At 68.5% G+C, this 21,952-nt stretch carries 15 protein-coding genes; 9 read left to right on the top strand and 6 right to left on the bottom strand.

Features of this window, described 5'->3' with window-relative positions; genetic code table 11:
• The first annotated feature begins 76 nt into the window (after nt 1-76).
• Complete coding sequence (locus ACZ5V4_RS12815) at nt 77-889, top strand: sirohydrochlorin cobaltochelatase (RefSeq protein ID WP_464315250.1); 813 nt, start codon at nt 77-79, stop codon at nt 887-889.
• A 22-nt stretch (nt 890-911) separates the two neighbouring features.
• Here the strand turns inward: ACZ5V4_RS12815 and corA are convergent, their stop codons facing one another.
• Entirely contained in the window at nt 912-1,997 is a 1,086-nt protein-coding gene (gene corA / locus ACZ5V4_RS12810; protein WP_464315249.1) for a magnesium/cobalt transporter CorA, read from the bottom strand.
• A 270-nt stretch (nt 1,998-2,267) separates the two neighbouring features.
• Between corA and ACZ5V4_RS12805 the strand changes: the two genes are divergently transcribed.
• The 3 genes from ACZ5V4_RS12805 to ACZ5V4_RS12795 all read left to right on the top strand — a co-directional run bounded on the left by ACZ5V4_RS12805 (nt 2,268) and on the right by ACZ5V4_RS12795 (nt 7,236).
• Complete coding sequence (locus tag ACZ5V4_RS12805; RefSeq protein WP_464315248.1) at nt 2,268-3,824, top strand: hypothetical protein; 1,557 nt, start codon at nt 2,268-2,270, stop codon at nt 3,822-3,824.
• 336 nt (nt 3,825-4,160) lie between these two features.
• A complete protein-coding gene (locus tag ACZ5V4_RS12800; protein ID WP_464315247.1) occupies nt 4,161-5,897 on the top strand; it encodes an ABC transporter permease in 1,737 nt (578 codons plus the stop codon).
• A 10-nt stretch (nt 5,898-5,907) separates the two neighbouring features.
• A complete protein-coding gene (locus ACZ5V4_RS12795) occupies nt 5,908-7,236 on the top strand; it encodes an ABC transporter ATP-binding protein (RefSeq protein ID WP_464315246.1) in 1,329 nt (442 codons plus the stop codon).
• A gap of 254 nt (nt 7,237-7,490) precedes the next feature.
• Here ACZ5V4_RS12795 and glgP read toward each other — a convergent pair whose 3' ends face one another.
• Nucleotides 7,491-10,064, bottom strand: coding sequence for an alpha-glucan family phosphorylase (glgP, locus tag ACZ5V4_RS12790; RefSeq protein WP_464315245.1), 2,574 nt, complete (start codon nt 10,062-10,064; stop codon nt 7,491-7,493).
• Between the two features lie 191 nt (nt 10,065-10,255).
• Here glgP and dut point away from each other — a divergent pair, with 191 nt between their 5' ends.
• The 5 genes from dut to ACZ5V4_RS12765 all read left to right on the top strand — a co-directional run bounded on the left by dut (nt 10,256) and on the right by ACZ5V4_RS12765 (nt 17,192).
• Nucleotides 10,256-10,699, top strand: coding sequence for a dUTP diphosphatase (gene dut / locus ACZ5V4_RS12785; RefSeq protein WP_464317831.1), 444 nt, complete (start codon nt 10,256-10,258; stop codon nt 10,697-10,699).
• 121 nt (nt 10,700-10,820) lie between these two features.
• Complete coding sequence (locus ACZ5V4_RS12780; RefSeq protein WP_464315244.1) at nt 10,821-12,020, top strand: acetylornithine/succinylornithine family transaminase; 1,200 nt, start codon at nt 10,821-10,823, stop codon at nt 12,018-12,020.
• A gap of 93 nt (nt 12,021-12,113) precedes the next feature.
• A complete protein-coding gene (locus ACZ5V4_RS12775; RefSeq protein WP_464315243.1) occupies nt 12,114-13,013 on the top strand; it encodes a 50S ribosomal protein L11 methyltransferase in 900 nt (299 codons plus the stop codon).
• A gap of 142 nt (nt 13,014-13,155) precedes the next feature.
• A complete protein-coding gene (gene wecB, locus ACZ5V4_RS12770; RefSeq protein WP_464315242.1) occupies nt 13,156-14,289 on the top strand; it encodes a non-hydrolyzing UDP-N-acetylglucosamine 2-epimerase in 1,134 nt (377 codons plus the stop codon).
• 2 nt (nt 14,290-14,291) lie between these two features.
• Nucleotides 14,292-17,192: a hypothetical protein gene (locus ACZ5V4_RS12765; RefSeq protein ID WP_464315241.1), complete on the top strand. Its 2,901-nt coding sequence runs from the start codon at nt 14,292-14,294 to the stop codon at nt 17,190-17,192.
• Between the two features lie 148 nt (nt 17,193-17,340).
• Here the strand turns inward: ACZ5V4_RS12765 and ACZ5V4_RS12760 are convergent, their stop codons facing one another.
• The 4 genes from ACZ5V4_RS12760 to ACZ5V4_RS12745 all read right to left on the bottom strand — a co-directional run bounded on the left by ACZ5V4_RS12760 (nt 17,341) and on the right by ACZ5V4_RS12745 (nt 21,934).
• The gene (locus ACZ5V4_RS12760; protein ID WP_464315240.1) at nt 17,341-18,978 is read right to left on the bottom strand and encodes a hypothetical protein; all 1,638 of its coding nucleotides are present in this window, start codon (nt 18,976-18,978) and stop codon (nt 17,341-17,343) included.
• A gap of 125 nt (nt 18,979-19,103) precedes the next feature.
• Nucleotides 19,104-19,817 (bottom strand): class I SAM-dependent methyltransferase, encoded by a 714-nt coding sequence (locus ACZ5V4_RS12755; RefSeq protein ID WP_464315239.1) that lies wholly within the window; start codon nt 19,815-19,817, stop codon nt 19,104-19,106.
• A complete protein-coding gene (locus ACZ5V4_RS12750; RefSeq protein ID WP_464315238.1) occupies nt 19,810-20,952 on the bottom strand; it encodes a polysaccharide deacetylase family protein in 1,143 nt (380 codons plus the stop codon). The genes ACZ5V4_RS12755 and ACZ5V4_RS12750 overlap by 8 nt, the downstream gene beginning before the upstream one ends.
• Nucleotides 20,939-21,934, bottom strand: a complete 996-nt coding sequence (locus tag ACZ5V4_RS12745) for a glycosyltransferase family 2 protein (RefSeq protein ID WP_464315237.1) — start codon at nt 21,932-21,934, stop codon at nt 20,939-20,941. Before ACZ5V4_RS12745 ends, ACZ5V4_RS12750 begins: the two co-directional genes overlap by 14 nt.
• Between the last annotated feature and the right edge of the window lie 18 nt (nt 21,935-21,952).

The raw sequence follows: 21,952 nt of genomic DNA, 5'->3' as shown, positions 1-21,952 counted from the left end.
CACTGGGGGTATGCTGTCAAGGCCGGGCGATTCGGCGTTGGCTCCGTGGGGGAAGTCTGGTAGGGGTCGCGCTCCCATGCCGCCCACCGAAAGAGTGCTGATCCTGGCCGCCCACGGCTCCTCGCATCCCGCCGCGCGCGGGGCGCTGGAGGCGTTCGCGGCCCTGGCCGCCGCGCGCAGGCCGGAGCTTTGCGTGCGGCTCGCGCGCACGGGCTCGCCCAGGCCCGTGGGGCACGGGTCCGGCAGCCCCGGGCCGGGGCTCGGGGAGGTGCTGGCCGGGCTCGACGACGGCGTCAGGGACATCCGCGTACAGTCGCTGCACGTGATCGCGGGCGGGGAGTTCGACAGGATGCGCCGGATGATCGAGGAGCACGCCGGGCGCTCGGGCGCTGGCTACAGGCTGGCCGGGCCGCTTCTCTCCGGTCCCGGGGACGCCCCGGCCGTGGCCAGGGCGCTGGCCGGGTGCCTGGGCGCGGCGGCAGGCCCGGACAGGGCCGTGGTGCTCATGGGCCACGGCACCACCCACGACGCGCAGGAGCTCTACCGCGCGCTCTCCGGGGAACTCGGCGCGGCGCTGCCGGGCGCGAGGCTCGGGGTGCTTGAGGCAGCCGATCCGGACGATCCGCTCTCGATCCGGGCCATCGCCAGGGACTTGCAGGGTCGCGGCGTCCGGGAGGCGGTGCTCGCGCCCTTCCTCACCGTGGCCGGACGCCACGCGCACAAGGATCTGGCCGGGGAGCAGGAAGGATCGTGGTTGAGCGTGCTGGCCGCGCACGGCGTCGCCTGCACGCCCGACCTGGCCGGGCTCATCGAAAGAAAAGCCTTTTCCGAGGCCTGGCTCGACTCCATCGACGCCCTGGCCGGACCAGCCGACGCATTCGGGCGTTGACGGCTCGCGCGTCTGAGCGGCGTCACCCGCCGTTTCCGCCCAGCCACCCCTTCCTTCTGAAATAGAAGAGCATCCCCACTGCTACCCCGCCCATCAGCGCGAGCGCCGCGTAATACCCGTAATCCCATTCCAGCTCTGGCATGTGCTTGAAGTTCATTCCGTAGAGTCCGGCCAGGAACGTCAGCGGAGTGAAGAAGCTGGCGAACATGGCCAGCACCTTCATTATCTCGTTCATCTTCAGGCTGATGTTGGAGAGGTACAGCTCCACCATGCCCGAGAGCATGTCCCGGAACGTTTCCACGGTGTCCATCACCTGGATGGTGTGGTCGTAGAGGTCGCGCAGGTAGAAGATCGTCTCCGGCGCGATCAGCTCCGTGCCGCCCTTCTCGAGCCTCGCCACCACCTCGCGCAGGGGGAAGATGTGCTTGCGCAGGTACAGGGCCTCGCGGCGCAGGTCGTTGAGCGTCTCCAACTGCTCGGGGCGCGGGCGCGCCAGGAGCTTTTCCTCCACTTCCTCGATGTCCTCGCCCATGCGCTCCAGCACCACGAAGTAGTGGTCCACGATGGCGTCCAGCAGGGCGTACATCAGGTAGTCCGGCCCGAGCGAGCAGGTGCGGCCCTTCTGGCCCAGGATGCGCTTCCTCACCTCGCCGAACACGTCCCCGCCGGAGCGCTCCTGGAAGGTGAGCAGGTAATGCCTGCCCAGGACGAAGCTGACCTGCTCGTCTTCGACCGTGCGCTCCTTCTCGTTGTAGGTGAGCATCTTGAGGATGACGAAGATGGAGCCGTCGGCCAGTTCCTCCATCTTGGGGCGCTGGCCCGTGTGCAGGATGTCTTCCAGCACCAGGGGGTGGATGCCGAAGACCTTGGCGGCCTGCTCGTTCACGGCCATGTCGTGCAGGCCGTCGATGTTGATCCAGGTGTTGCGCGGGCCGTCGCCGAAGCAGGCGCACTCGCCCAGGTCGGCGGGCTTCACGGACTCGGCCCCGGAGGCGTCGTAGGTGATCATTTCGATGTCCACCGGCCCGGAGCGCTCCACGCCCACGTACATGGGCGAGCCGGGCGGGCGTCCGGCGGTCTTGCTGCGGCGGCGCAGATAATCGAACATGCGGGGCGGCTCCTTGGTCTTCCGGGGATTCTCCCCGCTTTCCTACGCGCGCGCCAGGAAAAAGGAAACCGCCGGGAAAGCCCGGTCCGTGTACCGCGCGGAAGCGAGCCGGCCCGGTCCGGTTCGTTTCCGGCTCATTATATTCGCACGAACAGACAAGACGAATTCTGTCGCCGATACGATTTCGTGTTCTCCCACCTGGATAACAAAGCCCGATGAAGATAGCCTAACCCACTGTTTCCATTAAACCGCCCACGGAGGGAGGGATTCATGCGTCCGAAGCGCCTTGTGCTGTCGTTCCTGGCGTTGGTGATGCTGGCCGGTTGCGGGCAAGCATCGAAAAAGGCGAACGAAATTGCTGACCAGAACCTCTACAAGGAGGTCCAGTACGCCAACGCCGGGCAGCCCGGCCCGACGGTGCTCGTCCTGCCCGGACAGGTATCGGCGACCAACTACGAATTCCTGGCCCGGGTGTCGCCTGACTCCCTGCGCGACTTCGCCGAAGCGGAAATGGGCAAGTGCAATTTCAAGGTGCTGGACAACGCCGAACAGCAGGCCATGTTCCGCGAGATCGCCGTGGCCGCCAACCTGGGCGACGCCTCGGTGGCCTCCAAGTTCAAGAAGTTCAAGCTCACCCCGCCCCAGTGGCTGGTCAGCTTCGATATCGTGGGCGTGCAGGCCCGCTCCACGGGCTTCAAGCACCTGGACAAGCAGATGGCCGCCATGGCCGGTTCGTTCATGGGCAGCATGCTCCTGGGCGACCTGGGCTCCAAGGCTGGCGGGGCGGCCCTGGGCTCCATCTCCTCGGCCGAGGAGCAGCGCGAATGGACCGTCACCATGCGCTACCGCATCCTGGACGGGGCCGGCGGCGAACTTCTCCACGAGGGACAGTTCACCGATTCCACCACGGTGTTCCGCGAGATCAAGGGCTTCATGGGCTTCGACCAGGCCCAGGCGGGCGGCGTGCAGATCTTCCGCTCCGCGCAGAGCCTGGTGCAGGCCTCCATCAAGGACATGGACGAGAAGCACAAGCTCCCGGCCGCCGCCGAAGCCGAACAGGTCAAGGCCAGGCACGCCAAGGTGATGGCCAAGGCCCCGGCGGAGCGCGAGGGCAAGCCCGGCAGGAAGGACGCCCCGGTCCGGCAGGCCTCGTCCGCCGTGGCCTGCACCACCACGGCCGTGGGCGGCGTGTCCTGCCTGCTGCCCAGCACCTGGCAGGCCGGCAGAATCCCCTCCGTGCGCGAGGCGGCCCTGGCCGCCAACCCGAACATCGCCATGCTTGAGGACAAGAACAACCCCGGCAAGAAGACCGCCATGTCCGGCATGGCCGAGGCCCTGATGGTCCAGGCCGCCGGGCCGCTGGTGACCCTCACCGCCCCCGGCGGACCGCTGGCCGGCGCGGGAAGCGGCGCGGCCCTGACCGGGCCGGGACTGGAAGGCAGGATGCTCGTGCTGCCGGGCATGGCGGGCAAGGCCGACCCGGCGGCCGTGCAGGGGCTCCTGGAGAAGCACTTCCAGCAGTCGGCCTTCGCCGAGGGCCTGGGCGTGGAGGTGGTGGACGCCAAGTCCGGCAAGAGGCCCATCGCGGTGTACAAGTTCATCAAGGTCGAGCGGCGCAAGGTGGAGAAGGACGCGGGCCCGGCCGTGGGCGGCGACGACAAGGGCCGGGAGGACAACACCAAGACCGTCTCCATCCCGCACTACCACAACATGGCCGTGAGCGTGGCGCCGCGCGGCAACGACCTGGTGGTGGCGCTGATCATCGCCCCCGAAGACTCGTTCATCCCCCAGCTCGAGGGATTCAAGCAACTCGTGTCCTCGATCTGACGCCTCACGGCCGGAAGCGCGAAAAGCACGACCGGCGCGGGGCATGGCCCCGCGCCGGTTTTTCCTTTTCCGGCGGGCCGGGCGCGCCGCGCCGCCCGGAGCGGCTGTCCAAACTGTAATCACCCGGGGAGCGCATTCCCGGCCTTCCCGCCTTGACTCTTCGGGGCGGGGCGCTCATAGGGCGGCCACAAGCTTCCCGAAAAAGGACGACACCCCTTGGACAGTAGCAGCCCTCACCCTGAGAACTTCCTGACGGCAACGACGCCGCGCGCCTGATCCCTTCCTTTTCGGACGCCTCGCCGTTGCCCCAGGGCAAAGACGCGACGAGGCACCGGCATGACTCTCGAAAACTCCCTGGCCCTCAAGGGGCCGAAGAAAGGCTTCGCCCCGAACCTCTGGGACGTCGCAGCCTTCGGCATCGTCCTGGGGGCGTTCGCCCTGGCCGCGCACGGAGCGCGCCAGACCCTCCAACCGCTGGAAGAGGCGCAGCAGGCCGCGCTCTCGCTCGACCCCCGGATGCTGCCCGAATACGCGCTGCGCACCACGCTGCGCATGTTCGCGGCCATGGCCGCCTCCCTGGCCTTCACCTTCACCTACGCCACGCTGGCGGCCAAGAGCCGCAGGGCCGAGATGCTCCTCATCCCGGCCCTGGACGTGCTCCAGTCCGTGCCGGTGCTTGGGTTCATCTCCTTCACCGTGGCCGGGTTCATGGGGCTCTTCCCGGGCAGGGCGCTGGGGGCGGAGCTGGCCTCGGTGTTCGCCATCTTCACCAGCCAGGCCTGGAACATGGCCTTCAGCTTCCACCAGTCCCTGCGCACCGTGCCCAAGGACCTCGCCGAGGCCGCGCGCGTGCTGCGGCTTTCGGCCTGGCAGCGCTTCTGGCGGCTGGAAGCCCCCTTCGCCATGCCCGGGCTGATCTGGAACGCCATGATGTCCATGTCCGGCGGATGGTTCTTCGTGGTGGCCTCCGAGGCCATCGCCGTGGGCGACACCACGCTGCGCCTGCCGGGCATCGGCTCCTACGTGGCACTGGCCATCGAACGCCGCGACCTGGCCTCGGTGGGCTGGGCCGTGCTGGCCATGCTCGTCGTGATCGTCATCTGCGACCAATTGATCTTCCGGCCGCTGGTGGCCTGGGGGGACAAGTTCCGCTGCGAGCTCTCGGCCTCCCAGGCGGCCCCGGGATCGTGGTTCCTGGACCTGGTCCGGCGCACTCGCCTGTTCAGGACGCTCCTCTCCCCCCTGGGCTGGGCCGCCGACAAGGCCGTCAACTTCAGGCTGCCGGCCCCGCGCGCCCTGCGTCCGCCGAGGGCCGCGCGCCCTGCCGGAGCCTGGGGCGAGCGCATCTGGCGCGCCGCCTGCGTGCTGGCCGGGCTCTCCGGCATCGCGCTGGCCGTCCGGTTCCTGTCCCAGGGGCCGGGGCTCTCCGAGATTCCGGGCGTCCTGGCCCTGGGACTCGCCACCCTGGCGCGCGTGCTCGTGCTCATCGCCCTGGCCAGCCTGGTCTGGGTGCCGGTGGGGGTGTTCATCGGGCGCAGGCCGCGCCTCAGCGCCGCCGTGCAGCCCGTGGCCCAGTTTCTGGCGGCCTTCCCGGCCAACCTGCTCTTCCCGGCGGCCGTGGTGGTCATCGTGCGCTTCGACCTGGCCCCGGACGTGTGGCTGAGCCCGCTGATGATCCTGGGCACCCAGTGGTACATCCTCTTCAACGTCATCGCCGGGGCCTCGGCCCTGCCGGGCGACCTCATGGACGCGGCCTCGAACCTGCGCGTGGGCGGCCTTCTTCGCTGGCGAAGGGTGATCCTGCCGGGCATCTTCCCCTACTACATCACCGGCGCGGTCACGGCCAGCGGCGGCTCCTGGAACGCCAGCATCGTGGCCGAGGTGGTCCAGTGGGGCGGAACCACGCTCACGGCCCACGGGCTCGGGGCCTACATCGCCACGGCCACGGCCGAGGGCGACTTCCACCGCATCGTGCTCGGCATCGCGGTGATGTCCTTCTTCGTCATCTCCCTGAACCGGCTGCTGTGGCGCCCGCTCTACGCCTACGCCGCGAACCGCTTCACCCTCGATTAGGAGGCCCGCCATGACCACCCGTTTCCGCTCCGAATCCGCCGGGCGCCTGCTCGAGCTCTCCGGCATCCGCAAGACCTACCCCAAGCGCGACTCGGGCGACCTGCTCGTGCTGGACGGCGTGTCGCTGACCCTGCGCGAGGGCGAGATCGTTGGGCTGCTCGGCCGCTCGGGCTCGGGCAAGTCCACCCTGCTGCGCATCGTGGCCGGGCTCGTGAAGCCCAGCGGCGGGACGGCCGCCTGGCAGGGCGCACCGCTCACCGGCCCGGCCGAGGGCGTGTCCATGGTCTTCCAGACCTTCGCGCTCTTCCCCTGGCTCACCGTGCTCGAAAACGTGGAGCTGGGCCTCGAGGCGCAGCACCTGCCCGGGGACGCCTGCCGCTCCCGCGCCCTGGCCGCCATCGACCTGGTGGGCCTGGACGGCTTCGAATCCGCCTACCCCAGGGAGCTCTCCGGCGGCATGCGCCAGCGCGTGGGCCTGGCGCGCGCCCTGGTTGTGCACCCGAGGCTTTTGCTCATGGACGAGCCCTTCTCGGCCCTGGACGTGCTCACCGCCGAGACCCTGCGCTCGGAGCTCATCGACCTGTGGATCGAGGGGCGTATGCCCATCGGGTCCATCGTGCTGGTCACGCACAACATCGAGGAGGCGGTGCTCATGTGCGACCGCATCCTGATCTTCTCCTCCAACCCGGGCACCGTGGCCCATGAGATCAAGGTGGCCCTGCCCCACCCGCGCAGGCGTGCCTCGCCCGAATTCAGGGCGCTTGTGGACGACATTTACGGGCGCATGACCGCCAAGGCCCCCGAACCCGGGGAAGCGGCGCGCGCGGCGGAAGGCTTCCCGGGCGTTGGCATCGGCATGGCCCTGCCGGACATCTCAACCGAGAAGCTGGCGGGCCTGCTCGAGACCGTGGCCGCGCCGCCCTTCGACGGCGAAGCCGACCTGCCCAGGGTGGCCGAGAAGCTGCACATGGAGGTGGACGACCTCTTCCCCATCGCGGAGACGCTGCAGCTCATGCGCCTGGCCGAGGTGGACGCGGGCGACATCCGCCTGACGCCCCCGGGCAGGCGCTTCGTGGAGGCCGACGTGGACGGCCGCAAGACCATCTTCGCGGACCAGCTGGTGGAACACGTGCCCCTGGCCGCGCTCATCAGCGACGTGCTGGAGGAGCGCGCCTCGCACAGCGCGTCCTTCGCCAGGTTCAGCGAGGAACTCGAGGACTTCATGTCCGAAAAGAAGGCCCGGCAGACCCTGCGCGCGGTCATCGCCTGGGGCCGCTACGCCGAACTCTTCGCCTACGACGAGACCGCCAGCCGCTTCAGCCTGGAAAACCCGGCGTAAACGGGGAGGCTCCGCCGGAGAGGGCGCTGCCCTCTCCGGACCTCTCCCGGCAGGGGGGTGACCCCCCTGCACCCGCAATTGCTTCGCGCCGATCACCGGTTGCATGAAATGGCCGCCCCTCCGGCTGGAAGCGAGCTTCCAGCCGGAGGGGCGGCCATTGCATGGTTATGGTGAAACCCGCGAAGCCGTCGCCGGGGTCTGGGGGCAGGCACTGCCCCCAGCGGGTCCAGGGCTTAAGCCCTGGTCTGTCCTGGCTACCCCTGGTCGGCCCAGCGGATGAGCCCCAGGGAGTGCGAATCGAGAAGCAGCGGGTGGTGCGGCAGGATGCGCACGGTGTAGCCGAAGCGTCCGGCCTCGATGGGCATCACCTCGCCGCTGAACACCTGCCAGCCGTCGTCGGTCTTGGCTCCTGGCTGCATGATGGTGGTCTCGCGCTGGGTGAACTTGCCCTCGAAGTCCACTGGGCCGGAGTAGATCTCCACGCGCACGTCCTGGGGCCGGATGCCGTTCAGGCTGATGTCGGCCGAAACCACGATGGGCTCGCCCACGAACACCTGCTGCGGCTCGGCGGCGCGCACGTTGCGGATGGCCAGGCTGGACCACTTGGTCATCATCTCCATGCGCCACTGGGCCAGGTCCTTGGCGGCGGTGAAGTCGTCCTTCACGAGCCTGTTGTAGTTCTCGATGGCGGGCACGTAGGCCACCTTGGCGTAGTCCTCCACCATGCGATGGGAGGAGAACAGGGGCCCGAGCGTCTGGATGGAGTCCTTCATCTTCTTGATCCAGGCGCGCGGCAGGTTGCCGTGGCCGCGTTCGTAGAAGGTGGGGATGATCTCGTTCTCCAGCACGTTGTAGAGCGTCTGGGACTCCACGAAGTCCTGGTACTGGGCGTCTTCGTACTCCTCGCCCAGGCCGATGGCCCAGCCGATGGAGTTGTCGGCCTTCCAGGCCTCGGCCCACCAGCCGTCCAGGGTGGAGAAGTTGAGCACGCCGTTCATCATGGCCTTCATGCCCGAGGTGCCGCAGGCTTCCAGGGGCCTGCGCGGCGTGTTCAGCCACACGTCGCAGCCCTGGTACATGTAGGAGGCCACCTCCATGTCGTAGTCTTCCAGGAAGACCATGCTGTAGCGGCACTCGGGGGTGTTGCACAGGGCCACCAGCTGCTGGATGAGCTTCTTGCCCTCGTTGTCGTGGGGGTGGGCCTTGCCCGCGAAGATGAACTGCACCGGGCGCGGCGACTCGGAGATGATCTTGATCAGGCGCTCCTGGTCGGAGAGCAGCAGCGTGGCGCGCTTGTAGGTGGCGAAGCGGCGCCCGAAGCCGATGGTCAGGGCCTGCGGGTCCAGGACCTCCTCGGCCATCTGGAGCTCCTTGCGCTTGGCCCCGCGCACGAGCAGCTGGTCGTGCAGCTTGCGGCGCACGTAGTCGATCAGGCGTTCGCGCAGGCGCTCGTGGGTGCGCCAGAGTTCGGCGTCGGAGATGGCCTCGATCTGGTCGAACACGCGGGCGCAGTCCGGGTCCTCCCGCCAGTTGGAGCCCATGTAGCGGTCGAAGAGCAGGGCCATGTCCGGCGCGACCCAGGTAGGCGCGTGCACGCCGTTGGTCACGGAGCCGATGGGCACGTCCTCCACGGGGTACTGCGGCCAGACGCGCTTCCACATGTTGCGCGAGACGTGGCCGTGCAGGAGCGACACGCCGTTGCTGATGCGCGAGAGGCGAAGGGCCAGCACGGTCATGCAGAAGGGCTCGGCGTCGTTGCGCGGGTCTTCGCGCCCGAGCGCCAGGAACACCTTCCAGGCCAGGCCCAGCTTGCGGGCGTAGTCCTCGAAGTAGGGCTGCATGAGGTCCGGCGGGAAGCGGTCGTTGCCCGCCGGGACCGGGGTGTGCGTGGTGAAGATGGACGAGGAGGCCACCAGCTCGGCGGCGGACTCGAAGGTCAGCTTGGAGTCCTCCATGAAGCGGCGGATGCGCTCGAGCCCCGCGAAGGCCGAGTGGCCCTCGTTCATGTGGATGACCTTGGGCTTGAACCCCAGGGAGTCCAGGGTCTTGATGCCGCCGATGCCGAGGAGGATCTCCTGCCACAGGCGCATCTCCAGGTTGCCGCCGTAGAGGCGCGTGGTGATCTGCTTGAAGTGCGGCGGGTTCTCCGCGATGTTGGTGTCGAGCAGGAAGAGGCTTATGCGCCCCACCGCCACCTTCCAGACCTGGGCCAGCACGGTGTCGCCCTTCAGGTCCACGGCGATGAGCAGGCGCTTGCCTTCGGCGTCGGTGGCCAGGGCCATGGGCATCTGCTCGAAGTCGTAGATGGGGTAGCGCTCCTGCTGCCAGCCGTCGGGGGTGAGGTACTGGCGGAAGTAGCCTTGCTGGTAGGCGATGCCGATGGCCACCAGGGGAAGCGAGAGGTCGCTTGCGGACTTCAGGTGGTCCCCGGCCAGGATGCCCAGGCCGCCCGAGTAGATGGGCAGGGCCTTGGACACGCCGTACTCGAAGCTGAAGTAGGCGATCACCGGCTCCTTGTTCTCCCCTTCGGGGAAGGGGATGGCGGTGGTCGTCTTGGAGAGGTAGTGCTCCAGGTTCTTGCGCATCTCCCCAAGGCGGTCCAGGAAGAACTGGTCTCCCGCCAGGCTCTCCAGGGTGCGCTGGGGCAACCTGTTGAGGAAGGCCACGGGGTTGGTTTCGCATTCGCGCCAGAGCTTCTGGTCCACCTGCGCGAAGAGCTCCGCGATCTCGGTGTTCCAGGAAAACCAGCAATTGTAGGCCAGCTCCCAAAGCGGTTTCAGCTTGGGAGGAAGTTTGGGGACGACGCTGTAGACACGCAGGGGCTGCATGGAAGCTCCTCAAAGACGGTTTCGTAGCGTGAACACCATGCCAGTCCTTTCCGGAAATGGCAAGAATGACCCGGACAAGCTGGGCTCGTGCCAATTTTCCTCTTTTGCGCCGGGGGCAAACGCGCTAGGGAGGATGACGCCGCCACGGCGTCCAAGGAGAATACGTGAACACCGACGCGCAGCAAACCCGGATGAAGGTCAAGTTCCTCCATCCCGTCTGGACCGAGCACCCCCTCGAGCAGGCCACGGCCGGCTCGGCGGGCATCGACCTGCGCGCCGCCATGGACGTCCTCTCGGTGGACATCCCGCCCGGCGGGCGGCACGCCTTCGGCACGGGAGTGGCCATCGAGATCTGCGAGCCGGGCCTGGCCGGGTTCGTCTTCTCCCGCTCCGGCCTCGGGGCCAGGGAAGGGCTCGTGGTGGCTCAGGGCGTGGGCGTGATCGACCCCGACTACCGGGGGGAGGTCACGGTCTGGCTGCTCAACACTTCGGAAAACCACAAGACCGTCGCGCGTGGAGAGCGTATTGCCCAGCTCGTCGTCATGCCCTTCCGGCCAGCCCGGGTGGAGATCGTGGACGAACTGGGCGAAACCTGCCGAGGCGCGGGCGGATTCGGCCACACCGGCAAGGTGTGAGAGCGGGGGGCAAGCCCCGCCCAGGCCTGTTCCCGGCGCGGCGCCGCCGGGGCTTTCCCGTAGCACCGAAACGCTTTTGACTTCGCCGCGCCCGCGAGGCGCGACGGGTTTTGAGGTTGCCATGAACGAAAAATTCGAAGACTTGAAATCCCGGACCGCCGCGTCCGTCATGAACACCTACGGCCGCTATCCCTTGGCCCTGTCCAGGGGCAAGGGATCGACCCTCTACGACCTCGAAGGCCGCGAATACCTGGACCTGCTGGCGGGCATCGCCGTCACCGGCCTGGGCCACTGCCACCCCGAGGTCACCGAGGCCGTGTGCAAGCAGGCCGCCAGGCTGGTGCACGTCTCCAACCTGTTCTTCCAGGAGCCGCAAGTGGACCTGGCCGAGGCCCTGCTCGCCACCTGGGGGCCCGGGCGCTGCTTCTTCTGCAACTCGGGGGCCGAGGCCAACGAGGGGGCCATCAAGCTGGCCCGCAGGTACATGCGCAAGGTCAAGGGCCAGGACCGCTACGGGATCGTGAGCCTCACCGGCTCCTTCCACGGCCGGACCCTGGCCACGCTCACGGCCACGGGCCAGGACAAGGTCAAGGACGGCTTCGCCCCCCTGCCGGAAGGCTTCGCCACCGTGGAGGCGGGCGACCTGGAGGCCATGGCGGCCGCCGTGAACGACACCACCGCCGCAGTGATCCTGGAGGTCGTCCAGGGCGAGGGCGGCGTGAAGCCCTTCACGGCCGAATACCTGCAAGGCGTCCAGGCCCTGTGCCGCGAGAAAGGCGCACTCTTCATCGTGGACGAGATCCAGACCGGCATGTGCCGCACCGGACGCTGGTGGGCGCACCAGCACTTCGGTCTCGCGCCGGACATCGTCACCGTGGCCAAGGCCCTGGCCAACGGCCTGCCCATGGGCGCGGTGATGGCCACGGAAGAGGTCGCGGCCGGATTCGAGCCGGGCAGCCACGCCACCACCTTCGGCGGCACGCCCCTGGTGTCGGCCGCCGCGATCAAGACCGTGGAGATCCTCAAGCGCGACCGCATGGACGAGCGGGCCGCCCGCATGGGCGACTTCGCCTTGGCGCTCTTCGAGGACGTGGCCGAGGAGAACCCGGGCAAGATCCGCCAGGTGCGCGGGCTCGGGCTGATGATCGGCATCGACCTTGCCGTGGACGGGCAGGCCGTTTGGGAAAAGCTCCTGAAGCGCGGCTTCATCCTGAACCTGACCCAGGGCACGGTGCTGAGGCTCTTGCCACCCTTGGTCATCGGGCAGGAGGAGCTCACGCGCTTCGCCCAGGCCCTCTCGGCCGTGCTGTCCGAGGCGTAGGCAACAAGAATCGCGCGGGCCGGGCCCAACGGGTCCGGCCTTTTTCGACCCCGCCACTTCAAGGCATCCATCACTTTTCACGGAACAATCGCCATGTCCCAACTGCTCAAGATCGAGATCACCCTTCCCGGCACCCTTTCGGAACAGGAACTGGAAACCCTGGGCGAGGACGTCTCCGCCTGGTTGTCCGGCAACTCCCTGCAGGGCTGGGAGGAGCTGACTGCGCCCGCCACGCGCGACGTGACCTTCCGCTTCTACCTGGAGCCCCAGTCGCCCCTGGCGGCAGTGGCCGGGGATTTCGTGGCCTCGCGCTGGCCCATGGCCCGCTTCGAGACCCAGGCCCAGGAGCAGCAGGACTGGTCCGCCGCCTGGAAGGAGTTCTTCACGCCCATCGACATCGGCGGGCGCTTCGAGATCGTGCCGCCCTGGCTGGCCGACTCCGACCACCACGGCCTGGAGCCCATCGTCATCGAGCCCAAGATGGCCTTCGGCACCGGCCACCACGCCACCACGGCCCTGTGCCTGGGCGGCATCGCCAGGCTGATGGAGTCGGGGCGGCTCAAGAAGGGCGACACCTTCCTGGACCTGGGCACGGGCTCGGGCATCCTGGCCATAGGCCTCGTGAAGCTCGGCTGCGTGGGCCTGGCCGTGGACATCGACCCCCAGGCCGTGTTCTGCGCCGCCGAGAACCTGGAATTGAACGGCCTGCCGCCCTCGGGCTCGCCCGGCGCGCCCGTGCGCCTGGCCGTGGGCGGGCTCGAGAGCCTGCACCCGGGCATGGCCTTCGACTGCATCGTGGCCAACATCCTGGCCCAGCCGCTGATCGACATGGCCCCGCACCTGCTTGGGCACCTGAAGCCCGGCGGGGCGCTCATCCTCTCGGGCATCCTGACCACCCAGGCCCAGGCCGTGGCCGACGCCTACGTGCGCCAGGGCATGCCCGAGCCCGTACGGGAGGACAGCGGCGAGTGGAGCGGGCTCTTCTGGACCTAGCGCGGCCCCGGCCGGTCCGCCTCAAGGCGGGCGGCGGCTTTACCTTGCCACGGCGGGCTGATAGGTTCGTGAGGCTTTGCATGTTCGAAGCCCCGTAAAGCGCGATCCGGGGCGGTTCGCGCCGCATCAGGACCCAAGGAAAATGGCCAAGAAAATCCTCGTTTGCGCCGGGACCAGGCCGGAGGCGATCAAGCTCGCCCCGCTGGTCAGGCAGTTGCGCGCCCGCCGGGGCGATTTCAGCGTGACCCTGTGTTCAACGGGCCAGCACCGCGAGATGCTGGCCCAGGCCTTCGCCGACTTCGGCCTCCAGCCCGACCTCGACCTGGGCGTGATGACCCCCGGCCAGACCCTGGCCTCCCTGAGCGCCAGGCTCTTCACCGCCGTGGACGGCCTACTGGAGAGCGAACGCCCGGACGCGCTGCTCGTGCAGGGCGACACCACCACGGTGATGGTGGCTGCGCTCTGCGCCTTCTACCGGGGCGTGCCCGTGGGGCACGTGGAGGCGGGGCTCAGGAGTTTCGACCGGCGCGCGCCCTTCCCAGAGGAGGTCAACCGCCGGGTGGCGGGCATCGCGGCCGACCTGCACTTCTGCCCCACCGGCCTGGCCCGGGACAACCTGCTGCGCGAGGGCACGCCCGAGGCGGACGTGTTCGTCACCGGCAACACCGTGGTGGACGCGCTCATGCTCACGGTGGAGAGCGTGCGCGCAAATCCCCGGCCCTTTCCCCCCGAGGTCGCGCGAGCGCTGGAAGGCGGGCGGCGCATGGTGCTCGTCACCGGGCACCGCCGCGAGAGCTTCGGCGAGGGTTTCCGGGACATCTGCAGGGCCATCGCCGAGCTTTCCCGGCTGCACCCGGACACGCGCTTCGTCTACCCCGTGCACCTGAACCCCAACGTGCAGCAGCCGGTGAACGAACTGCTCGGCGGCTGCCCCGGCGTGGTGCTCACCGCGCCCATGGCCTACAAGGATTTCGTGCAGCTCATGGACGCGAGCCACCTGATCCTCTCCGACTCCGGCGGCATCCAGGAGGAGGCCCCCACGCTCGGCAAGCCCGTGCTGGTCATGCGCGAGGTCACGGAGCGGCCCGAGGGCGTGGCCGCGGGCACGTCCACGCTGGTGGGCACCGACGTGGAGACCATCGTGCGCGAGGCGGGCAGGCTGCTCACCGACGCGCAGCACCACGGGCGCGTGGCCGCCATCGCCAACCCCTTCGGGGACGGCCGGGCCTGCGAGCGTATCGCGGACATCCTGGCCAAGCGCCTGGGGGGCAACTGAGCATGGACGCCTCCTTCCGTTCGGAGCTTTTCGAAAGGCTGGCCGCGTTCCTGGGCCATGGCGCGAGAATTCTGGAAATCGTCCCGGACGGCGTGGACGGGGCCGTGGCGCGCGAGGCCTTCGCGGCGCTCGAGCCGCGCTGGACGGCCATCGGCAACCGGCCCGGCCCCGGAATCGAGTGCCTGCTCGACGGCGCGCGCGTCACCGAGGTCTTCGCGCGGGGCTCCTTCGACGCCGTGGTGGCCCTGGACGCGCTCGGGGGCCGCGGCGACTGGCGCAGGGCCGCGATCGAGGCGCTCCGTGCGCTCGCGCCGGGCGGGGTCATGCTTCTTGGCGAGGGCGGCGCTACGAGCCTGTGGCGCTTCGGCCTCGAAAACCTCGAAGCCGTGGCCGGGGCGGCCGGCGAACTGCTCGCGTCCGTCCGGGAAGGGGGCGACCAGGGTCTGGACACGGCCTGCGCCGTGGTCCTCAGAAAAAGTGCGAGTTGGGAGGACAAGGCCTTCGGGGGCGCGCTCGAATCCGTCCACCCGCTCCCGGCCCCGGGCGTGAAGCAGGAGGAGCTGGAGTTCGAGGGCGCCGTGCTCTTCGACCAGCACAGCCGCCTGCACGTCTGCGGCGAGATCCTCGCCAAGGTCGCCAGGCCCGGCGACTCCGTGCTGGACGTTGGCTGCGGCCCCGAGTGCCTGCTGGGCGGCTACCTGCCGGACCTGCGCGTGACCTACCTCGACCCGCTCATCGCCCGGAACGAATTCAGGAGCGTGAACCAGATCGCGGGCGGCATCGATTCGCCCGAGGTCCAGGGCCGCACGTTCGACCACGTGACCGCCATCGACGTGATCGAGCACGTGCCCGTGGGCAAGCGCGAGGAGTTCCTGCGCAGGGTCTCCTCCCTGGCCGGAGAGACCCTGGTGCTGCTCTTCCCCTCCTCCGACGGCACCCGGGCCAGAGAGGTGGACGACGCGGTCAACGCCCTCTTCCGGGAAATCTTCGGCCACGAATACCCCTGGCTGGACGAGCACATCTCCCACGGCCTGCCCTCCTGCTCTTGGGTGGAGGAAACGCTCGGGAACCTGGGCTGGCACTGCAGCAAGCGCCACCACGGCAACGCGGACATGCTGGCCTGGCTGCTCCCGGTGATCCTCGTGCTCTGGGAAACCCCCAGGACGCGGCCCGCGGCGCTCCGGATAAGCCAGAAGTTCGTCGCCTCCATGGGCGACCTGGACCACTGCCCGCCCTTCTACAGGACCTGCCTCGTCGCCTCCCGGGGGGCCGCCCGGGACCTCACGAGCGCCTTCCACCCCTCCTGCGGCTTCTTCGAGGAGCGCTGGCGCGACTTCCGGGATTTCGTCGAGGCCGAGCTCGCCGGACTGCACCAGTGGCAGGCCGAAGCTGCGGCCGGGCGGCTCAGGCCCGGCGGACCCGGCGCTGTGGACGCCGGCCGTGCCTACCCGAAAGATCTGCAGGCCATTTCCGGGTTCGAGCAGCTGTCGCAGAAGTACGAGGCCTGCCAGGCGGAACTGGCCAACACCAGGCGCGAGCTCATGGACATGTCCGAGTGGGCGTCCTGGATGAAGCGGCGGCTCGACGTGGTGGACAGCATCCCGCAACTCAACCGCCTGCTTACGGCCTATTCCCTCCTGCGCCAGGGCCCCAGGCAGTTCGCGCGCGGGGTGGCCATGAAGCTGCGCTCCACCGGCCTGGCCCAGACCTTCCTGCGGGCCGCCCGGCGCAAGGCCGCCTCCGAGCTGTTCGAGAGCGTCAAGGCCACGGGCAGGGTCGTGGTGGTCTTCCCGATCATCCCCTGGAGCCTGCGCTGGCAGCGCCCGCAGCAACTCCTGACCCGCGTCGCCGAACGCGGCCACACGGTGGTCTACCTCTCCATGAACCTGGCGCCGCGCGGCGAGGAGTACGCGGACGAGGCGCAGGCCCGGGAGGAGGTCAGCTTCACGAAGCTCCACCCCGGCGTCTTCGAGGTCAGCCTACGCAGCCGGACGCATTGCGTGCTCTACGAGAACTGCCTGAAGGACGGCAACCTGCGCAACGTGCTCATGGGCCTCTCCGCCACCCTCGAGGAATTGAACGTGCGCGAGCCGGTCCTCCTCGTGCAGTTCCCCAGCTGGCACTCCCTGGCCAAGCCCCTGCGGGACCGCTTCGGCGGCTCCCTGGTCTTCGACTGCATGGACGACCACAGCGGCTTCGAGAACACCAAGCCCGACGCCCTCCAGGCCGAGGAGGATCTCCTGCGCGAGGCCGACCTCGTGCTCGCCTCCTCGGACCTGCTCTTCGACAAGGCCAAGGTCCTGAACGAAAACGTGCTGCTGGTAAATAACGGTACCGAGTTCGAGCACTTCCACGACCCCAGGCGCAACGGGGAGCTGGACCGCCTGGCGGACCGCCCGGTGATCGGCTACTTCGGGGCCATCGCCGAATGGTTCGACGTGGAGCTCCTTGCCCATTGCGCCAAGGCCAGGCCGCAATGGAACTTCGTGCTCATCGGCTGCCACACGCACTGCGACGTGAGCGCGCTCGAGCGGCTGGGCAACGTCCACCTGCTGGGCGAGAAGAAATACGCCGAGCTGCCGGGGTACCTCGCCTACTTCACGGTCTGCACCATCCCGTTCCAGCTCACGCCGCTCATCCTGGCGACCAACCCGGTGAAGTTCTACGAGTACCTGAGCGCGGCCAAGCCCGTGGTCTCGGTCAACCTGCCCGAGCTCCAGCCCTTCCGGGACATCTGCTATCTGGCGAAGGACAAGGAGGACTTCCTGGCCAAGCTGGACGCGGCCGTGGCCGAGAAGCCCGACAAGGCGCTCACGGACAAGCGGCTCGCCGTGGCCAGGAGCAACTCGTGGGACAACAGGGTGGAGACGATCCTCGCCTCGAAGGCCTTCGCCAAGCGCTAGTGTTGCGCCCTCGAAATGAATAAACACTCATTTCGAGGGCAATCAATTGGAATAATTATTTCCGTCCTCGAAAAACATCCTCATGCCTTTCAAGGACGCGACACGAGCGGGGCGGGCCGGTTCTCACCGGCGGAGGCTTGCGGCGCGTTCAGCGCCTCTTGATCACCAGATAGCTGCCGATGCGCTTGGCTCCCTGCACGTCGAACTGCCGCTCCAGGCGTTCGTTGACGCAGGCCTGCGCCTTGGCCTTCTCCTCCGGCGGCAGGTACGAAAGCAGGCCCGCCGGCTCGACGGAGCCGTCGGGGCGCTGCGTGTACTCGATGACCACGTACTCGGCGTCGTCCATCCCTTGCGGGTAATAGTAGAGCGTCCTGTCCTTGTACAAGGCCGAGATGGCCGGATAGACCATGGAAACCGTCGAGCCCTTGGGCACGGCCTCCTCGAGTTGGCCGCGCACCATGCGCGTGTGCGCGAAGAACGAGGACTGCGGGGCCTTGAGGTAGTCCTCGGTCCATTCCGCCAGCCTGGGCAGCGTGTTGTACCTCGGGATGTTGCGCAGGCTCGCCAGCCCGAACTTGTCCTGGTCCGGAAACGGCGACACCGTGAGCGCCAGGAGCAAAACTCCGGCAAGGGACGCGTACGCGCCGTACCGCCTGGTTGCGCTGCCGCGCGCCCAGGCCCAGGCCCGTGAAATCCCCATGAGGGCAGCCCAGGTGAGCACCGGCATGTAGAAGGAGTGGTAGTGTGTGGGCCAGCCCGTCTTCTCGCCTCCGCCCATGGAGCCCATCACGTTGGGGGCCATGGCCACCAATGCGATGCCCAGGGCCCGCCAGTCGAAAGCCGCGCAGAAGAGCAGCGGGGAAAGCACCAGGAACATGAGCCCGATGTTGCGCAGCGACTCCGGATTGGTCAGGAACGACAGCGAGAGTATCGAACTGAGGAACGAACCCGTGTACTCGGAGATGAGGAAGAACTTGACCACGGCCATGCTGAACGCGGCCAGCGCGCAGCCGAAGGCGATCAGGGCGTTGCGCCTGGGCTTGTCGCGCCAACAGTACAGCACGGCATAGAGGACCAGGACGATGCCGGCCATCAGCCCGGCGCGGTCCACGGTGGCTGCGGCGAGCACTCCCAGCAGGTAGAACGGCCAGCGGAGCCTTTTCCCGGCCAGGCAGCAGAGGCACCCCAGGAAGAGCGGGAGAAAGAACCGGTCCGGATAGGGTTGCCCCGACGAGAGCGACAGCGCCCACGGGGGCATCGACATGAGCGTGAGGCAGAAGAGCGCGGTCACGGGCCAGCCCAGCCCCAGGCGGCGGGACAGCGCGGCCGCCACGGGGATGAAGGCCCACAGGGCCAGGGCGTTCAAAAACAGGGCGACCGTCTCCCCGGAGAAGAACGCCGTGAGCGGAGCCCAGAGGTAGATGATGAAGTAGGTGTGCCGCCGGAACTGGTTGATCGGCTCCAGGGAGAAGGGCCCGAAGTCGCGCGCGCAGATCGAATCGGCCGAGGCGCTCAGCACCTGGTTCTGTTTGTCGTAGAAATAATAGAGCATCTTCGCCTTGATGTCGGAATACGGGAGGCCCTTGGTCCAGGCCGCCTCGACGCACTCCGCGAGGCACGCCGTGTCGTCGGCGCTGAGGACGAGGTACTGCGAGCGCAGGAAGGAGCTCCATAACGCCACCGCCGCGAAGACCGCCCCGGCGCCGTACAACGCCAGGCGCCGAAAACGCCCCTTGGAGCCCTGAAGGACCGGCTCCTTGCCTTCGATCTCGTGTTCTGGATTCATCTCTTTATCGCGGAAGAACCGCCGGGCCTTCCGGAGGTAGGGTAATTTGTGTTCCGCCGGGACGCTCGTCCCGGCCCCGTGGCGCGCGCACTGTTTGCCACGGGCCTGCCCGGCGCGTCCAGGGCCTAGGCGGTCTTGTCGAACCGGCAAAAGACGTGCGCGGGCTTCAAGAGGTAGCGCTGCGGCTCCTTTTCGCACTCCACGAGCCGGAAGGACTGGGCCTCCAGAAGCGCCCGGAACCGGGCCCCGTAGACCCTCTCGGGGATGATGTACATGTAGGCTATGCGGTCGCGCAGTGCGGATTCGTCGAAGCCGCTGCCGCCGTAGACGGCCTTGGCCACGCGAAGTATCAGCGCGTCCAGCCACGGCCCCCGGACGGCCCCGGCCAGCCTGCGCACGAGAAAAAGCGCCCGGTTGCGAAGGCAGTCCGAAGGCATGGAGAAAAGAAGCGTCCCCCCTGGCCGGACGGCCCGGCCCAGGGCGCGCGCCAGGGCCTGCGTGTCGCCCGGGATGAGGTGCAGGGTGGAGTCCGAGATGACGACGTCGGCTGCCTCGCCCCGCCACGCGAGGAAATCCGCCTCCTCGAAGGCGGCGTTCCCGCCGCGCTCCGCGCAGGCTTCCCGGGCGGAGCGCACGTTGCCCGGCGAGATGTCCACCCCGTGAAAGCTCGCCGCGCCGAATTCCCCGGCCAGCCGGAGGATGTGCCCCCCCGTGCCGCACCCCACGTCGAGCAGGCGGAACGGCTCGCCCGCCGCGCGAACGCGCCGCACCTGCCCGGCGAAGAAATCGGCGCGCAGGGCGTTGGTTTCGAACCGCGACTGCTGGAACGTGTCACCCATGGGCCCCTCCCGGCCCGGCCAGGGCCGCCGCGTGGACGCGGGCGACCTCGTCGGGCGTGCTGAAGCTGAAACGCGGCGAGGCCGCCAGGTATTCGAGAAAATCGCGGTACGCCCCGAAATACTTCGGATGCCCGCTGAAGCGCCGCTCGCAGTGCGTCAGGTGCACCACCACCCCGCCGGAGTCGGCGATGCGCTGCGCGCATTGCTTCCAGATCTCCAGCACCTGGCGCGGCGAATGGCCGAGAAAGCGCAGGCTGCCGTCGCGCGGCATGCTGAGGGGAATCTCCAGGATACCCTGGGCCATGAAGGGACGCGCGCTGGCGCAGCCGTTGTTCGGGATGGGGAAGAGCCCGCCCGAGGTCGGGATGCTGCTGTCGTGGGCGTAGAGCGGCCCGAGGTCGCCAAGCAGGCCGCGCGTGCGCAGAAGCGAAGGCGCGCGGTAGCCCGTGGGGGAGTACGCGGCCAGGGCCGCGCGGCCCTGCTCCAGGCGCTGGCGGCGCGAGCCCTCCTCGGCGAAGGCCGTGGTGTTGCTGTGGTCGAAGCCGTGCACGCCGATCCCGTGGCCCCGGGAATGAACTTCGCGCAAGAGCCCGTGGTCCAGCGGATACTTGAGGGGCACGACGTAGCTGTAGGAGCGCGCGCCCACGGCCTCCTCCGCGTCCAGGAAAAACGCGGCGAGATTTTCGAGGCCCTCGGCCGAGTCAAGGTCGTGGGTCAGGAGCACGGGGGTGACGCCCCCCGCGGGCCTTTCCCCGGCGGCCAGGTCGGCCAGGAAATCCGCGCTCAGGTCCAGCGGCCAGCCCGGGAACTCCGCCCAGACCCGCTGGCTGCGGCGCTTCACCCGCCCGATGCAGGAGGCCACGAGGCTGCGCACCCATTCGGGCACGCGCTGGTAGGAGAAACCCGTGCGCGAGGACAGCGGCTTCGTTTCGGTGTAGGCGCGCAGATCGCGCAGCTCAGCGCCCCAGCCCGCGTCCCAGGCGAAATCCCCGGGGATGGACAGGGCCCCGTCCCGCCCCAGGAAGCGCCCGAGCCCGCCCTCCTCGAGCATCCGGTCCGTGAGCGCCACCTCCAGGCCCTCGGCCCAGGCCGCCCGTGCCGGAGCCTTGCGGACAAGCGCCCTACGCGTCTCCATCGGCTGTTCCTTCCCGTGCCGCCCCGGCCTCGCCGCCGATGCGGTCGGCGATGAAGAACGTGGGCCGCTGGACCGATTCCAGATAGATGCGCGAAAGGTATTCGCCCATGAGCCCCATGCAGAAGAACTGCACGCCGAAGAAGAACGATATCCCCAGCATGATGCTCGGCCAGCCCGGCATGCGGCTGCCGTAGAGCAGCCAGTTGAGCACCAGGTACGCCGAGAAGGCGAAGCTGAGAAGCGAGATGCCGATGCCCGCCCAGGTCATGAGCCGCATGGGCAGGCCGGAAAAGCCCACCAGGGTGTCGTACATGGCCTTGAGCATGCGCCCGAAGTTCCAGCCTGAGCTGCCGTGCCTCCTGGCCTCGCGGTCGTAGTCCACCACGTCCTGCCTGAAGCCCGTCCAGGCGATCAGGGCGAAAGTGATCCGGGTGTGCTCGCGGAACTGGCGGTAGCAGTCCACGACCTTGCGGTCGGCCAGCAGGAAGCTGCCCGTGGCGAACTTGGAGTGCCTGGGCATGGCGTGGCGCTTGAGCAGCTCGTAGAACATCTGGCTGCAGAACTTCCTGAACGTCCCGTCCGCCCTGCTGCGCCGCCTGCCCCAGACGATCTGCGCGCCCCGCCGCCACTTCTCGACCATTTCCAGCACGGCCGAGGGCGGGTCCTGCAGGTCGCAGGACAAGACGACCATGGCGTCCGCGTCGCCGTTGGCGAAGCCCGCGCTGAGCGCGGCGTGCGGCCCGAAATTGCGCGAGAGCCTGATGGCCTCGAAGCGCTGGTCGCGCGAACAGATGCCCTCGATGATCTCCCAGGAGTCGTCGCGGCTGCCGTCGTCGATGAAGAGCACCCGGAAGTCGCAGTCCTCGCGGTCCATCAGTTCGGCGCGCACGCGGCGCTCGTACTCCGGCAGGCCCTCGTGCTCGTTGAACACCGGCGTCAGCAGCAGCACCGTCGGCTTCGCGCCGCCCTTGCCTGCCGTCACGGCGTCAGCTCCATGCGA

This window comes from Fundidesulfovibrio sp. YSD1 (genome assembly GCF_055397115.1).
This window is presented reverse-complemented; position numbering and strand designations above follow the sequence as displayed.